Genomic DNA, 15,520 nt, shown 5'->3' with positions numbered 1-15,520 from the left:
ATTTATTCTTAAAATTAATTAAGCGTTTTGCTTTGGAGCTTGCTGTGTTAAATAAGTTTGCACTATCGTCACTGGTTATCGGATTAGGGTGTTTCATGCCATTACAATCATCATTTGCTGAGTCTGCGTTAACTTTAAAACAGCAGTTAGGGCAAAAACTAATGCTCGACTTACGCTATTACTGCGAACAAAAAATCGGCGAGCAAGACATCGGCGATAAAAAATGCCGCACGCCAGTTACACACTTACCCGCTGATTTAGCCAATATCATCACTAAACATAATATTGGTGGCGTAATTTTATTTGCCGAAAATATTGATACCGTGCCGCAAGTAATTAAACTTAATAACGACTTACAAAAAGCCGCGGCTAAGTCAGCGTTAGGCTTACCTTTGTTTATCTCGATTGACCAAGAAGGTGGCCGGGTTGCTCGTATACCACGCGATGTAGGCACGTCATTCACGGGCAATATGTCGATTGGCGCAACGTATAAAGAGCATGGAACTCACTTTGCCAAAGAGTCCGCTCGTATTATTGCTGATGAACTGCTTGCTCTGGGCGTTAACGTAAATTATGCGCCGACGGTTGATGTAAACATGAACCCCGATAATCCTGTGATCAACGTACGCTCTTACGGTGAAGATCCCCAATTGGTTGCTAAACTGGGTGGCGCTCAAGTGGCAGGCTTTGAAAATAATGGGGTTATTTCATCGTTAAAGCATTTTCCGGGGCATGGCGATACCAATGTCGATAGCCACACAGGCCTGCCTAAAGTGATGCACGACAAAGAGACTATTTGGCAACAAGATTTACCGCCGTTTAAAGAGATCATTAAAAACCAGCAACCGGGTATGATAATGACCGCGCACATACAGTACCCAGCGCTTGATAACAGCACCTTTGTGAGCAAAGAAGGTAAAACCATGATCAAGCCTGCAACCATGTCGCGCAAAATCATCACCGATTTGCTACGCGATGAGCTTGGCTATCAAGGGGTTGTTATCACTGATGCCCTCGATATGGCTGGTATCAGCCATTTTTTTGAACCTATCGAAGCTGTAATCAACACATTTGCCGCAGGCGTTGATATCGCGCTGATGCCAATTGAAATCAGAAGCCCTAAAGACTTAGCCGTACTCGAAACACTGTTAGAGCGATTAGAAAACGAAGTAAAACGTGGCACCTTAAATGCCGATGAAGTGAGTGCATCAGCAACACGCATTTTAAAACTTAAAGAAAAATTCAACCTAACAACGCAGCTTGACGATGAAGCCGCAATAAAAAAAGCGCAGTTACTGCTTGGTGATCAACACCACCGAAAAGTAGAGGCAGAACTGGCATTAGCGGCCATTACCGAAGTTAAAAACGAAAAGCACACTTTACCGCTTAAACTTAAAGAAAACACCAAAGTGCATATAATTATGCCTGACACACGAAAATGTTTCGCTCTGCAACAAGCTCTGCTGGATAACACACACACGTTGTTAAGCTTTAGCTGCACCAGCTTGCAAGGCTTTGAGCCACTTTCAACGTTAAAAGAGTTAAACGAAGCGGATGTGATTATTGCGGCGAATGCTTCACCCAAGCAAAGTGCTGTCGAAGTAGGTGGTATGGATGACTTGGCCGATAACCCAGAGTTTGCGATTGCAGACCAATCAGCCGCGCTAGAATCGTTACTTAAACAAGCTAAATTAGCAAACAAAAAGACCGTATTTGTCAGCTTACGCGCACCGTACGATATTGCCCAATTTGGCAAATTTGGTGATGCAGTCCTTGCCACCTATGCTTACAATATTGACGTGGACACTGACGAGAAAATCGCAGGCCCTGCATTCACAGCATTGGCAAAAGTTTTGCTGGGTAAAGCCCCTGCGAAAGGACAGCTTCCCGTTACAATTAACGGTATAAATTAATGTCTAATACCCTTAGATTGAACTGAATGTTATGGTTGGTTCAAGCTAAATACTGAAGGAGAGGCACGTGCAAAAAGATGCATCATTAACGACCCCAGCAGCGATTAGGAAATTGGTGCGGGCAGGTGACTACAGCGGTCATACTTCTGGCTTTGCTCCTGGTTTCGTGCAGGCAAATCTAGTTATTTTACCGAAACAATATGCGTTCGACTTTTTGCAATTTAGCCAAGCCAACCCTAAATCATGCCCTATTATTGCAACCAGCCACTCGCCAGGTGTAACCGATATGCCAACCGTTGGTGAAGACATTGATATACGCAGCGACTTGCCTCGCTATCGCATATTCAAAAATGGTCAAATGGTTGAAGAAGTCACTGACATAAGCGATGTATGGCGTGATGATTTAGTGACCTTTCTAATTGGCTGCTCATTCTCATTTGAAGAAGCATTGATTGCCGCAGGGCTTGAAATTCGTAATATCACCGAGCATAAAAATGTGCCGATGTATGTGACTAATATGCCCTGTCAAAGTGCAGGAATGTTTCATGCAAATATGGTCGTAAGTATGCGACCAATGAAGCCTGCTGATGCGATTCGCGCTATTCAAGTGTGTAGCCGTTTTCCAAGTGTTCATGGCGCACCAGTTCATTTTGGTGACCCAGCAGCGATTGGTATAAAAAATATAAATAAGCCTGAATTTGGCGATGCTGTCACCATTAAAAATGGCGAAGTTCCAGTGTTTTGGGCCTGTGGTGTCACCCCACAAATTGCCATTGCGAATGCAGCACCCGATTTTTGCATTACACATAGTCCTGGTCATATGCTGATCACCGATATTCCAAACAGTAGAATGGCGGCGTTATAAAATGAGCATGAAACTTAATTGCGATTTAGGCGAAAGCTTTGGCATGTGGAAAATGGGCCTTGATGAGCAAGTAATGCCACATATTGATATGGCCAATATTGCCTGTGGTTTTCATGCGGGTGATGCCGATGTAATGGCAAACACATTGGCCCTTGCCAAGCAGCATAATGTCACTGTTGGCGCTCATCCAAGCTACCCCGATAAACAAGGTTTTGGTCGCCGTTCAATGGCTATGAGCGCTAAAGAATTGATAAATTGCCTGCATTACCAAATAGCGGCGATTGATGGCATGGCAGCAGTCCATGGTTTAACACTTAATTATGTGAAACCTCATGGCGCGCTTTACAATGACATGATGCGTGATGAGCGTATTTTAGAGAGTGTAATGCGTGCCGTTGCAAGTTACCCAAAGTCATTAAAATTAATGATTTTAGCTACCAATCAAGCAGATAAACACAAAGAACACGCAAGCGCACTCAATTTAGAACTTATTTTAGAGGCATTTGCCGACCGCCAATACACCGACGAAGGTACACTTGTGTCACGTAACCTTGCTGGCAGTGTACACGACAAGCCCGCGTTAATCGCACAAGTTAAACAGTTGATTAAACACGGTACTGTGACCACTCGAAGCGGTCAACAGTTAACGCTGAATGCAGATAGCCTCTGCGTGCATGGTGATAACGAAGCAGGCATTGCCCTAATTCAAGAGATTAAAACATTATGTCAGCAAGCCTAAGCGACGAAGCCCTCAGCCGACAAATTGAAACCATGATGGTTGAACAAAATCCACGTGGTATGCAGCATTTATACGCAATGCAAAGCACCGGCACGTACTTACGCGCAGCTCAGGCATTACATAAAGCAAATGGACCGGTATTAATTGGCACTGGATTTGCGGTTAATAACACCTTTGAAACCGATGGCCCGGTTGGTGCAATTGCACTTTATAGCGTGTTAGACAAGCTAGGAAAACAGCCCATTTTAGTCACTGGCAACCCCCTTTACAGCGCATTAAAAAACGATTTTAACTGTTTTGAATTGCCGATTAACAGTATAGAAAATGCCCGCACCTTTAGCATTAAAGCGCTTGAGCAATTAAAGCCAGATTGCGTACTGTCAATCGAACGTCCGGGGCTTAATGAGCATCAACGTTATTACAATATGCGTGGTATCGATATTTCGGAGCACTGTGGCTGTTTTGATTTTTTTATAACAGAAGCAACCTGCCCAACCATAGCAATAGGCGATGGTGGCAACGAAATTGGCATGGGTAATCTTGCAAAGCATATGCATGGGCTCAACATAACACCCAGTGTAACGCCTTGCGATGAATTACTACTTGCCGATGTATCTAACTGGGCAGCCTATGGCCTTATCGCATTTTTAAGCCGCTGGCATAACACCGATTTTTTGGCTGATATAGAGCCTTTGAACATTTTGCAATACCTGAGTGAGCGCGGCAGTGTGGATGGTGTTACCCATAAAAACGAGCTCACTGAAGACGGCCTTCATGCAATGCATGGCCAACAATTAATAACTCGGCTTCGCCAACTTACTAGACAGAATGAGGTTTAACAATGGGTACGGTATACCTAAACGGTGAATACCTAAGTGCTGATGAAGCAAAGATTTCACCAATGGATCGCGGCTTTTTATTTGGCGATGGCATCTATGAAGTGATCCCATCTTACAACGGTAAAATGCTCGGCTTTGGTGCGCATATCGAACGCATGAATAACGGCTTAAATGAGCTCGAAATAAAGCTAGATTACAGTGCTGATACGTGGCGTAAAATTTGTAACGACTTATGCGAAAAAAACCATGGTGATAACCTAGGCATTTACTTGCATGTTAGTCGTGGTGCCGACACAAAACGCGCCCACGGCTACCCAAGCAATATCACGCCAACCGTATTCGCCTTTGCCTTTGAAATTCCTGCAGAGCCCAAAAGCGATGTCGACAGTGCAACAACGTACACGGTATCACTTGAGCAAGACCGTCGTTGGCAACGCTGCCATATAAAATCAACAGCGCTGCTTGGCAATGTTATGCATTACCAACATGGCGCAGCAGCGGGCAACAAAGAAACGATTTTATTTAACCGCTTAGAAGAAATTACCGAAGCCAGTTCAAGTAATGTGTTTATTGTAAAAGAGGGGGCGATCAGCACTCCACCACTTGATAACCAAATTTTACCAGGAATCACTCGCTGGTTAATTATCAATATTTTACACAGCCACAGTGATTTTAAGGTGCAAGAGCGCATTATAAGCAAAGATGAGCTACTCGATGCCGACGAAGTGTGGATCACCAGCGCCACCAAAGAAGTGGGCCCAGTGGTAAAAGTGAACGGTAAATTGGTGGGTGACGGTAAACCGGGTGCAGTATGGCAACAAGTACAAAGCTTGTTTACCAAGCATAAATTTGATTACTAGTTAAAATTAGAAATCTAAAAAACGCCTACTTAAAGTAGGCGTTTTTGTTTTATCTGCTATTTGCTGCTTTTTGGCTCAAACGGCCAAGCCTGTAATAGACCGTCACTGGTTTCTGAATACAACTGCGTACCATCGTAAGCCACACTCAGCACCGAGGTACGTTGGCGCTGCTGTTTTGCTTCATATTCAGCGATTAGCTCGCCATCAGCAACACGGTATAATCGCATCTTCATTTTTGGCGATCCCGTTAATAGCCATTTGTCTTGATTGATAAATTGCGATGCGGTGAACTCAATAAAGTTAGAGTATGAGGCTACCTCAGCAAGCTCTTTTTTATTGGCTAAATCAAAGAAAATTCGGTCATCGACCGAGTCGATTGCAAAGCCTAACGTGCCTGCTTTATTTAAGGTGACGCGATTCACTCTAGTAGCTAAACGCTGTTCAAAGCGTGTACTGCCATCACTCGTTGACCAAAGCTTAACGTATTTGTCGCTCGAGCCGGTAAACGCCCATAGCCCATCAGCCGACAACGCCACGCTATTAATATCAAGACGATGAATGTCAAAGCGCTTAGTATCGCCCGTACGGGTATTTATTACCTCAGCCTTGCCGCTACGATAAGCAATCACTAATGTATCGCCTGACGCTGAAATAGCGATATCTCTGGCTATCTCCTGCCCTGTTAGCCAAGAGCCAATACTTCGACCCGTGCGGGTATCAAATAAGGTCACCGATAAACGATTAGAAATATAAAAACGCGATTTGTTAGCACTAAAGCCCGCAAGCTCTATATGCTCAGCGCCCTGCCCTGTTATGCAATCGTATAGACGTGCTTTTAACTGATTATCCCAAACACACACTTTAGACTCAGTTGCGAGTAGAGAGTGACTGGCATCTTCAGTCAATGCTGCGGCACTTAATAACTCATCACCATGAGCAAATTCATCCTTTGCTGGCGCGGTATACACCTCACCCCCACCACAACCCACAAGGCTTAAAGCAAATAAACAAGAAAGCGATTTAAGCAATTTCGACGTCATACTACTACTCTTATTTTTATAATTATTTTGTATAGCAGCAGTGTAATAAAAATAAGTAGAAGTGTGTAGGAGTTCTGACTTTAGCTGTCAGCTTTCAGTTAGATATTCGAGTTACGAGGTGCGAGATGCGAGGCGCGAGGCGCGAGATGCGAAGTGCGAAGTGCGAAGTGCGAGATGCGAGGCGCGAGATGCGAGATGCGAGATGCGAGATGCGAGGCGCGAGATGCGAAGTGCGAAGTGCGAGGTAGGAGGTGCTTTAGCGCCGAACAAAAGCCGCTTCATCACAGCTTAAGGTAACCCCACGATTTTCTTGTAGGCGTGAAATTTATTTCGCGCGAGGCCATCACCAGTTGTGCAATCTTGCAGGTGCGAGATGCGAGGTGCGAGGTAGGAGGTGCTTTAGCGCCGAACAAAAGCCGCTGCTACATTTGCTAGGCCCTATTTTCTAGTGCCTAGCGCCTGCTCACTTTCCTCACCCATGTGTAAAACAAAACACATTAAGTTTATTACCATCTAGGTCTCTAAAGTAACCGGCATAGAAACCGGGCATTTCGCGAGGACCCGGAGCACCTTCATCTGTTCCACCGAGTTCAATGGCTTTTTTATAAAACTCATCAACTTGAGCTGGTGTTTCAACGGCAATCGCAATCATCGTACCGTTACCAACAGTGGCTTTTTCATCATTATAAGGTTTTGTAACTGCAAAGCCTGGTTTATCTTGGCCTGTGCTCCATGCCACAAAGCGGTCAGTTTCTAAAAAGCGCTCAGCGTTTAAAGTAGAAAAAAGTTCATCATAAAACTTCACCGCTTTAGCTAAGTTATTCGTGCCTAACATTATGTAACCAATCATTTTCTGCTCCTTAAGAAAAAATAGTGTGTTCAACATAGAAGGGAATTGGGCATCTGTCTATTGATTTTTCCATTCATCGCAATGAACTATATTTTTATGGTTTGCTACTTTATAACAGAATATACACCGACCAATAACAAGGAATCATTATGAAGTTCAAAGCGTCTTTGGCGTTACTTGCTGTAGCCAGCTTTTATAGCCACGCACAAACTAGCAACACATTCCAACTTGAAAATGTCTTCGATCTTGAATACGCGAACCAATTAGAAATGACAAAAAATGGCGAGACCATTTTTTTCGTACGAAACCGAATGGACATTAAAACCGATCGCAAAGTCAGTAATATTTGGTCGGTTAATCCTGATGGTAAAACAATGCTACCGCTTACATCCGGCGTACATATGGATTACTCACCTGTGTTGTCGCCAGACGAAACTCGCTTGGCATTTATTTCTACCCGTGATGGGAGTAGCCAAATTTATGTTAAGTGGCTAAAAACAGGGAATGTCGCAAAAATTAGTAACCTAACGCAAAGTCCGGGTGGTTTAACATGGACGCCAGATGGTAAAAATTTGGTGTTTAGCCAATTTGTCTCTGAAAAATCAGCCAGCCCTGTATCTTTACCGGGCAAGCCTGAAGGCGCTAAGTGGGCGGAGCCTGCAAAATATATTGATGACGTCTATTACCGTGCCGATGGGGGTGGTTATACAAAGGCGGGCTATCGCCATTTTTTCATGATCAGTGCAACTGGCGGTAACGCGCGTCAGCTGAGCTTTGGTAACTTTGATCATGGCGGCTCAATTAGCTTTAACGAAACGGGCGATGCTTTTTATTTTTCAGCTAATCGTCATGAAGATCATGAGTTAAAACCTACTAACTCGGAAATTTACAAATTAAACGTAGCTGACTTATCAATTTCACAGGTGACCGACCGGGTAGGTCCTGACTCACGACCAGCAGTCTCTCCCAATGGCCGATACCTTGCCTACACAGGCTACGATGATAAAAAAACAAACTATGAAAACAGTGACATTTACCTTCTTGATTTTAAGTCTGGTGAGACCTCAGTTTTAACAACAGACCTTGACCGTAGCGTTGAAGAAATTAAGTGGGATGATGACAGTAGAGGCATTTACTTTAGCTATGACAGCGAAGGGAAAACGCATTTAGCGTACCAACCTCGAAACGGTAAACACAAGGTTATTACCGAGAAGATAGGCAGTGTGGCATTTGGTCGCCCGTATTCAGGCGGAGATTTTGATGTAAGCGAAGACGGTGATGTTGCAATTACACTGGCTGACACTCAGCGCCCTGCAGATATTGCATTAATTAAACGCGGTAAAGTGAATCGTTTAACTCAACTTAACGAAGATGCACTTGGCAACAAAGAGCTGGCTAAAGTGGAAGAAATTTGGGTTAAATCAAGCCATGATGGCTTAGCTGTTCAAGGGTGGATTGCCTACCCTCCTGGCTTTGATAAAAACAAAAAGTACCCATTGGTACTCGAAATTCATGGTGGACCCGTTGCAAACTATGGACCTCACTTTAGCCCTGAAGTTCAGTTGTTTGCCGCTAAGGGCAATGTCGTTCTATACATGAACCCACGTGGCAGTGACTCATACGGTAAAGAGTTTGCGCAAACAATTCATCATAACTACCCAAGCAATGACTTTGATGACTTGATGACAGGTGTCGATGCGGTTATCGCTAAAGGCTTTATTGATGAAAGCAAACTGTTTGTTACTGGAGGCTCAGGTGGTGGCGTATTGACGGCATGGATTGTGGGTCATACTGACCGCTTTGCAGCGGCCGTTGTTGCGAAGCCGGTTATCAATTGGATCAGTTTTGTACTAACTGCCGACTACTACCCTTTCTTTGCTGATTATTGGTTTCCGGGCAAACCTTGGGACAATATTGAGCATTATATGAAACGCTCACCCATTAGTTATGTAGGTAATGTAAAAACCCCTACTATGCTATTAACGGGTGAGTCTGATTATCGCACGCCGATTTCTGAAACAGAGCAATTCTATCAAGCGTTAAAGCTACAAGGTGTTGATACGGCAATGGTACGCATTCCAAATGCGTCACATGGCATTACAGCTCGTCCATCAAACTTAATGAGCAAAGTAGCGTATATTCAATGGTGGTTTGATAAGAACAGTGGAAATGATTAACAACATCGAGCGAAGCGAGAACGTTTCATTTGCGCAAGGTGAACTGATTTCGTGACGCAGTTTCGTTTAACTTATCGCGTCACTTGCAAAGCATAAAATGTAAAATAGTTTCGCACATACCAGTAGCGGTGGCTTTATGCCGTGTCATGAATAAAACCATTACGCGGGGTAAACCCGCTGCTACTTTTTGACTTTACTCTTAACCATTATTGTAAACCCCCTTTACAGTACATATGTAAGTAACTCCTTACATACATTTCTCAAATATCGGACATAGTCTCCTCATCAGTTAGTAAAAAATCGGTTTATGGCCAATATCAATAACTTGAGTTGGTAAAAAATCGGTTTGTGCCGCTAAAAACCTAGCATCAGTTAGTAAAATTTTGGTTTGTAGGTCGTTTAAGTTGGTAAAAAATCGGTTTATAAACGAAGTTCTCCTCGCAAATTACCGCCCATAATCAGCTATAAAAGCCAATTTTGGCCTTTTACCCAGACTTATAAGCAATAAATAGACTGAATCAACCAAGAAATAGCGGAGGTAGTTAAATCCTGATCCAAAAAATGCAGGCTGGTAAAAGCGTGATCTGTCTTTTCTAAAAGCTAGTAAATGGCTGATCCAAGACTTAGTTAAACTCTGATCTGAGATGCGAGGTGCGAGATGCGAGATGCGAGGTGCGAGGTGCGAGGTGCGAGATGCGAGGTGCGTGGTGCGAGGTGCGTGGTGCGAGGTGCGAGATACGAGATGCGGGGTGCGAGTTACGAGGTGCATGATGCGAGGTGCGGGATGCGAGGTGCGAGGTGCGAGGTGCGAGATACGAGATGCGAGATACGAGATACGAGGTGCGAGGTGCGAGATGCGAGGTGCGAGATGCGAGTTACGGGATGCGAGTCTGAAGACTGATAACTAAAAGTGAAAAAGGGCCCGAAGGCCCCTAACAACATTATTGAATAGCTATAAAGGAATATTACAACTTGGTTAGAACTGGTTCATGGTGTTTGCTTCACCGCCCGCTTTCAGTGCGTTTTCACCAGAGAAGTACTCTTTGTGCGTATCACCAATATTAGAACCTGCTAAGTCTTGGTGTTTCACTGACGCTTGCTCACGACGGATTTCTTGACGTTGAACATCGCGAACATACGCTAGCATTCCTAAGTCACCAAAATAACCTTCTGATAGGATATCTGTGCTTAGCGCCGCAGTGTGGTAAGTCGGCAGTGTAATTAAGTGATGGAAAATACCGGCTTCACGCGCACCATCTCGTTGGAAGTTTTGAACAAGCACATCAGCCGCTGCAGCAAGCTCAGTATCATCCATTTCTGGTGCCATTAATGCTTTGTTGTCATCAATGCTTGGGTATGCAGATAGGTCTTTACCTTGCTCTTGCCATTCAGCGTATACTTGCTCACGGAACTTAAGCGTCCAGTTGAACGAAGGTGAGTTATTGTATACAAGCTTCGCATTTGGCACGTGCTCTTTAACGCGGTTAACAAGCTCTGCAATTTGTTTAACGTTTGGTTTTTCTGTCTCAATCCACAGTAAGTCTGCGCCTGATTGCAAGCTTGTTACACAGTCGAGTACAACGCGGTCTTTCTCTGTTCCTTCACGGAATTGGTATAAACCATTGTCTAAACGTGTTGGTTTACATAGTTGGCCATTCAGCTTCATTGCTGTGTCGCCTTCGTTTAACTCATCAACACTGTTTACAGGCGTTGTTTCTAAGAATGAAGTATATTGGCTTGCCAAGTCGCCAGGCGCTTTAGATACAGGTACTTTTTGTGTCAAGCTTGCACCTAGTGAGTCAGTACGCGCAACAATAATACCGTTATCAATGCCTAGCTCTAGGAATGCATAACGAACCGCATTGATTTTTGCTAAGAAATCTTCATGTGGAACGGTTACTTTACCCGCTTGATGACCACATTGTTTTGCATCAGATACTTGGTTTTCAATTTGAATCGCACACGCACCTGCTTCAATCATTTTCTTCGCAAGTAGGTATGTTGCTTCTTCATTACCGAAACCAGCATCGATATCGGCAATAATTGGCACTACGTGGCTTTCAAAGTTATCAATTTTATCAAGGACTGCTTGTACGTCTCCGCCGTTTGCTTTCGCCGCATCGAGGTCTTTATAAAGGTGATCAAGCTCACGTGCATCTGCTTGCTTTAAGAACGTGTAAATTTCTTCAATTAGCGCTGGAACAGAAGTCTTTTCGTGCATGCTTTGGTCAGGTAATGGACCGAACTCTGAGCGCAGTGCAGCAACCATCCAACCACTTAAATACACGTAGCTGCGTTTCGTTGTTTTATTATGACGTTTAATCGCCATCATCATTTGTTGTGCAGTAAAACCGTGCCAACACCCTAAAGATTGCGTGTATTGGCTGTGGTCTGCATCGTATGCTGCCATATCGGCGCGCATGATATCTGCTGTATACTGTGCGATGTCTAACCCTGTACGAAAACGGTTTTGTAAACGCATGCGGCTTGCATATTCAGGGTTAATTGATTGCCACGTTTTGCCCTGGCTTTGGCATAAAGTCGCTAAGTTATCTGTTTCGCGTTGATATGTAGTCATAATAAAAATCCTTCGAACGGGTTCATTTAATCTTTTTTGTTAGTGAGAGTGGCTAAGAAGTGTTCGCTCCGTAGCGCTTAAATCAACATTAGGCCGATTTTTTGGATTTAGTAAATTTATAGTTGTTATTGCCACTATATTTTTGGTGAATGACATTTAGCCTGCCATTTACCCTTTTTTACGATATGGTTGAGTCATGACTGATCGAATTACGACCGTTTAAAGGACACTATTATGACCACCACTCTCTCACTAAATGGGTTAAGTGTTGACCAGCAGCTAGCACAGTTCGTTGAACAACAATTGCTACCTGGTACAGACATTTCTCCAGCTGCGTTTTGGCAAGGCTTTGCCGATATTGTTAATGAGTTAACTCCTATCAATCGGGCGCTTTTAGAAAAACGCGAACAACTGCAAGCCAAGATTGATAACTACCATAAACAGCAGCCGGTATGGGATGCAGCCAATTACCAACGTTTCCTTGAGGAGATTGGCTACCTGGTGCCAGAGCCCGCCAGTTTCAAAATTGAAACCGAACACGTAGAGCCCGAAATAGCCAATACAGCAGGCCCTCAGTTAGTTGTGCCTGTTAGTAATGCACGCTTTGCACTGAATGCAGCTAATGCACGCTGGGGCTCCTTGTACGATGCGTTGTACGGCACCGACGTGCTCAGTGAAGACGATGGCGCAGAAAAAGGCACTGCATACAATCCTGTGCGAGGCTTTAAAGTAATGGCTTTTGCACGCCAATTCCTTGATAAAGCGCTGCCTTTAGCCAATGGCTCACACATTGAAAGTACCAGTTACGCCATTGTGAATAACGAGCTACTTATCACCTTGCGTGATAGCAGCCAAGTGCGTCTGGCACACCCAGAGCAATTGGTTGGTTATCAAGGTGAAGCACAAAATCCGAGTGCTATTCTTTTGAAAAATAATGGCTTACATGTTGAGCTACAAATCGATCATCATCACCCAATTGGACAAGCAGACAAAGCGGGCCTCAAAGATGTTGTACTTGAAGCAGCACTAACCACCATTATGGACTGCGAAGATTCTGTTGCTGCGGTCGATGCTGAAGACAAAGTTAATGTCTACAAAAACTGGCTTGGTTTGATGCAAGGCAACCTTGTTGAAGCATTCAACAAAGATGGGAAGACTATTGAACGTCGCTTAGCTGAAGACCGCCAATATCAGGGTATTAATGGCGAAACGGTGACCCTAAAAGGGCGAAGCATGATGTTTGTGCGTAACGTAGGCCACTTAATGACAAACCCAGCAATTCAAGATAGCGAGGGGAATGATGTGTTTGAAGGCATAATGGATGCCATCATCACCAGTACCGCAGCCCTGCATGACTTAAAAGGCACGCACGGCCTTAAAAATTCGTCAGCTCACAGCATCAATATTGTTAAACCCAAAATGCACGGCCCAGAAGAAGTGGCCTTCACCAATACCCTATTTACACGTGTTGAACAGATGCTTGGTTTACCTGCAAACACCATAAAAATGGGGATTATGGACGAAGAGCGCCGCACTTCAGCAAATTTAAAAGCCTGTATTTACGAAGCTAAAAACCGTGTTGTGTTTATTAACACAGGTTTCTTAGACCGTACAGGTGATGAAATTCATACCTCAATGCAAGCAGGTGTCGTACTGCCTAAAGGCGCTATAAAACTAGAACCTTGGATCAGTGCTTACGAAGACCGTAATGTCGATATTGGCCTTGCAACAGGCCTCAGTGGTAAAGCGCAAATTGGTAAAGGTATGTGGCCAATGCCTGATAAAATGGCGTTGATGATGGAACAAAAAATTGGCCACCCGAAAAGCGGGGCTAATACCGCGTGGGTGCCCTCTCCTACTGCGGCTACACTGCATGCAATGCATTATCATGATATTGATGTATTTGCCTGTCAAAAGACACTGATGGACCGTAAAGAAGCAAGCCTCACACGCTTACTTACCCCCCCACTGATGAAAGACCCAAGTACGTTATCAAAAGAAGATATCCAAGCCGAGCTTGATAACAATGCACAAGGCATTTTAGGGTACGTTGTGCGCTGGATTGATCAAGGTATTGGTTGCTCAAAAGTGCCAGATATCAACCATGTAGGCTTAATGGAAGACCGTGCAACGCTGCGTATTTCAAGCCAGCATATGGCGAACTGGCTGTATCATGGTGTATGCAATGAAGAGCAAATTCGTAAAACGATGGCACGTATGGCTAAAGTCGTCGATGGGCAAAACGAAGGGGATCCAGCTTACACCAATATGGCTGACTCAGCCGAAAGCCTAGCACAAAGTGTTGCGTACCAAGCAGCATTAGCCCTTGTTTTAGAAGGCGTTAAACAGCCAAGTGGTTATACTGAACCATTACTGCATGCGTTTCGTATAAAGTATAAGTCTCAACATTAATCACTTTTCTCACTCCCTTTTGAGTTTGATGTGTCGTTCTTTGCAGCCTTCGGGCTGCTTTTTTTCGTCTAAAAATCAATAAACGCATGTATTTATACCATTTCGCTTAATTAAGTGGTCTATTTTGAGGCAATAATACATCGTTGATAACATGGCAAAAATTTTGTATTGAGTTGTGCTCGGCAATTGCGCCTGTATTGCTTTATCTTTTATATCTATACAGTCGTTAGTGAGCGCTGTCTTACACGCTTGCGACTCATGTTATCCCTTACAATGATTCAGTATTTTTTCAGCTTGATATTGTTATTTAACGGAATAAATACTGTGAATAATGGCCATTCATCGGCTAATAAAAATTGATCAAAAAAGGGGCATTTGTTATCAAATGCCCCTTTTTACGTGCTAATTTTTTAAAATTAGTTTTTGACAATCGCATTGTGATAAACGTTTTGAACGTCATCACAGTCATCTAACATCGTGATGAACTTTTCAAAATTAGCAATATCATCTGGATCAGTGATCTCTGTATGTACTTGTGGAACAAACGTGATTTCGTCTATTTCAAATGTAATACCTTCAAACGCTTCTTCAAGTGCTGTTTTTGCTTTGTAGTATTCTGTATGCGGTGCAAATACTGACACTTTGCCATCTTCTACTTCGACATCCGTCACGTCAACATCAGCCATCATTAGGGCTTCGAGTACCACTTCGTCATCTTCGCCAGCAAAACCAAGAACCGCGAAGTGATCGAACATGTGCGCGACACAACCAGGCGTCCCAATTTTTGAGTCAGTTTTAGTGAACGGTAAACGCACATCTTTAATTGTGCGGTTAGGGTTGTCTGTTAAACAGTCAACAATCACCATACAGTTACCTGGGCCATACCCTTCGTAACGTGCTGGAGAGTAGTCTTCCCCTGCTCCACCGGCTGCTTTTTTGATGGCATTTTCGATTACATGCGCAGGAACCTGATCACGTTTTGCACGTTCAATAATGCGTTTTAATGCTTGGTTTACTTCTGGGTCGGGTTCACCATTCTTTGCAACAACGTAGATCTCTTTACCGTACTTAGAATTTACTTTTGTTTTTGCATTGGCCGTTTTAGCCATGGCGTTTTTGCGGACTTCAAATGCTCTGCCCATCTTATGCCTCTATGAATACATTTGATAATTGCCGATATTTTAGCAATTCATTGTCGCTTGGGCTAGTACCAGGTCTGTTTATCGTTCGCGCTAAAATAGACAACG

11 protein-coding genes are annotated in these 15,520 nt (G+C 43.8%); 7 read left to right on the top strand and 4 right to left on the bottom strand.

Annotation, left to right across the window (positions count from 1 at the left end):
- Positions 1-95 precede the first annotated feature (95 nt).
- The 5 genes from H3302_RS16995 (at position 96) to H3302_RS16975 (ending at position 5,216) form a co-directional block, all read left to right on the top strand.
- Positions 96-1,913, top strand: a complete 1,818-nt coding sequence (locus tag H3302_RS16995) for a glycoside hydrolase family 3 protein (RefSeq protein WP_036972975.1) — start codon at positions 96-98, stop codon at positions 1,911-1,913.
- 67 nt (positions 1,914-1,980) lie between these two features.
- On the top strand, positions 1,981-2,778 hold the full coding sequence (locus H3302_RS16990) for a putative hydro-lyase (RefSeq protein WP_036972558.1): 798 nt from the start codon (positions 1,981-1,983) through the stop codon (positions 2,776-2,778).
- 7 nt (positions 2,779-2,785) lie between these two features.
- On the top strand, positions 2,786-3,517 hold the full coding sequence (locus H3302_RS16985) for a 5-oxoprolinase subunit PxpA (protein WP_036972977.1): 732 nt from the start codon (positions 2,786-2,788) through the stop codon (positions 3,515-3,517).
- Positions 3,502-4,356, top strand: a complete 855-nt coding sequence (locus H3302_RS16980; RefSeq protein WP_036972560.1) for a glutamate cyclase domain-containing protein — start codon at positions 3,502-3,504, stop codon at positions 4,354-4,356. Before H3302_RS16985 ends, H3302_RS16980 begins: the two co-directional genes overlap by 16 nt.
- Positions 4,357-4,358: 2 nt before the next feature.
- Positions 4,359-5,216 carry an aminotransferase class IV gene (locus H3302_RS16975; RefSeq protein ID WP_036972562.1) on the top strand — a complete coding sequence of 286 codons (858 nt, stop codon included), beginning with the start codon at positions 4,359-4,361 and terminating at the stop codon, positions 5,214-5,216.
- A 56-nt stretch (positions 5,217-5,272) separates the two neighbouring features.
- Here H3302_RS16975 and H3302_RS16970 read toward each other — a convergent pair whose 3' ends face one another.
- Positions 5,273-6,256 (bottom strand): WD40 repeat domain-containing protein, encoded by a 984-nt coding sequence (locus H3302_RS16970; RefSeq protein ID WP_036972564.1) that lies wholly within the window; start codon positions 6,254-6,256, stop codon positions 5,273-5,275.
- 472 nt (positions 6,257-6,728) lie between these two features.
- Positions 6,729-7,106: a VOC family protein gene (locus H3302_RS16965; RefSeq protein WP_065979219.1), complete on the bottom strand. Its 378-nt coding sequence runs from the start codon at positions 7,104-7,106 to the stop codon at positions 6,729-6,731.
- A 149-nt stretch (positions 7,107-7,255) separates the two neighbouring features.
- Here H3302_RS16965 and H3302_RS16960 point away from each other — a divergent pair, with 149 nt between their 5' ends.
- On the top strand, positions 7,256-9,283 hold the full coding sequence (locus H3302_RS16960) for a S9 family peptidase (RefSeq protein ID WP_182396664.1): 2,028 nt from the start codon (positions 7,256-7,258) through the stop codon (positions 9,281-9,283).
- A gap of 976 nt (positions 9,284-10,259) precedes the next feature.
- Here H3302_RS16960 and H3302_RS16955 read toward each other — a convergent pair.
- Complete coding sequence (locus H3302_RS16955) at positions 10,260-11,861, bottom strand: isocitrate lyase (protein ID WP_036972569.1); 1,602 nt, start codon at positions 11,859-11,861, stop codon at positions 10,260-10,262.
- Between the two features lie 234 nt (positions 11,862-12,095).
- On the opposite strand from H3302_RS16955, the gene H3302_RS16950 reads away from it, so the two are divergent.
- Entirely contained in the window at positions 12,096-14,273 is a 2,178-nt protein-coding gene (locus H3302_RS16950; protein WP_036972570.1) for a malate synthase G, read from the top strand.
- 416 nt (positions 14,274-14,689) lie between these two features.
- On the opposite strand, the gene H3302_RS16945 is transcribed toward H3302_RS16950, so the two are convergent.
- The gene (locus H3302_RS16945; protein ID WP_036972571.1) at positions 14,690-15,415 is read right to left on the bottom strand and encodes a YebC/PmpR family DNA-binding transcriptional regulator; all 726 of its coding nucleotides are present in this window, start codon (positions 15,413-15,415) and stop codon (positions 14,690-14,692) included.
- Positions 15,416-15,520: the final 105 nt, after the last annotated feature.

Origin of the sequence: Pseudoalteromonas sp. MT33b (assembly GCF_014117385.1) — a bacterium.
Lineage (GTDB): Bacteria > Pseudomonadota > Gammaproteobacteria > Enterobacterales > Alteromonadaceae > Pseudoalteromonas > Pseudoalteromonas lipolytica.
Note: the sequence above shows the minus strand (reverse complement) of the source record. Positions and strands in the feature narration are given on the sequence as shown.

Excerpts from the sequence above, each read along its gene's own strand:
- H3302_RS16995 (WP_036972975.1), top strand. The coding sequence starts at position 96 with ATGCCATTACAATCATCATTTGCTGAGTCTGCGTTAACTTTAAAACAG.
- H3302_RS16985 (WP_036972977.1), top strand. The coding sequence starts at position 2,786 with ATGAAACTTAATTGCGATTTAGGCGAAAGCTTTGGCATGTGGAAAATG.
- H3302_RS16980 (WP_036972560.1), top strand. The coding sequence starts at position 3,502 with ATGTCAGCAAGCCTAAGCGACGAAGCCCTCAGCCGACAAATTGAAACC.
- H3302_RS16975 (WP_036972562.1), top strand. The coding sequence starts at position 4,359 with ATGGGTACGGTATACCTAAACGGTGAATACCTAAGTGCTGATGAAGCA.
- H3302_RS16970 (WP_036972564.1), bottom strand. The coding sequence starts at position 6,256 with ATGACGTCGAAATTGCTTAAATCGCTTTCTTGTTTATTTGCTTTAAGC.
- H3302_RS16965 (WP_065979219.1), bottom strand. The coding sequence starts at position 7,106 with ATGATTGGTTACATAATGTTAGGCACGAATAACTTAGCTAAAGCGGTG.
- H3302_RS16960 (WP_182396664.1), top strand. The coding sequence starts at position 7,256 with ATGAAGTTCAAAGCGTCTTTGGCGTTACTTGCTGTAGCCAGCTTTTAT.
- H3302_RS16955 (WP_036972569.1), bottom strand. The coding sequence starts at position 11,861 with ATGACTACATATCAACGCGAAACAGATAACTTAGCGACTTTATGCCAA.
- H3302_RS16950 (WP_036972570.1), top strand. The coding sequence starts at position 12,096 with ATGACCACCACTCTCTCACTAAATGGGTTAAGTGTTGACCAGCAGCTA.
- H3302_RS16945 (WP_036972571.1), bottom strand. The coding sequence starts at position 15,415 with ATGGGCAGAGCATTTGAAGTCCGCAAAAACGCCATGGCTAAAACGGCC.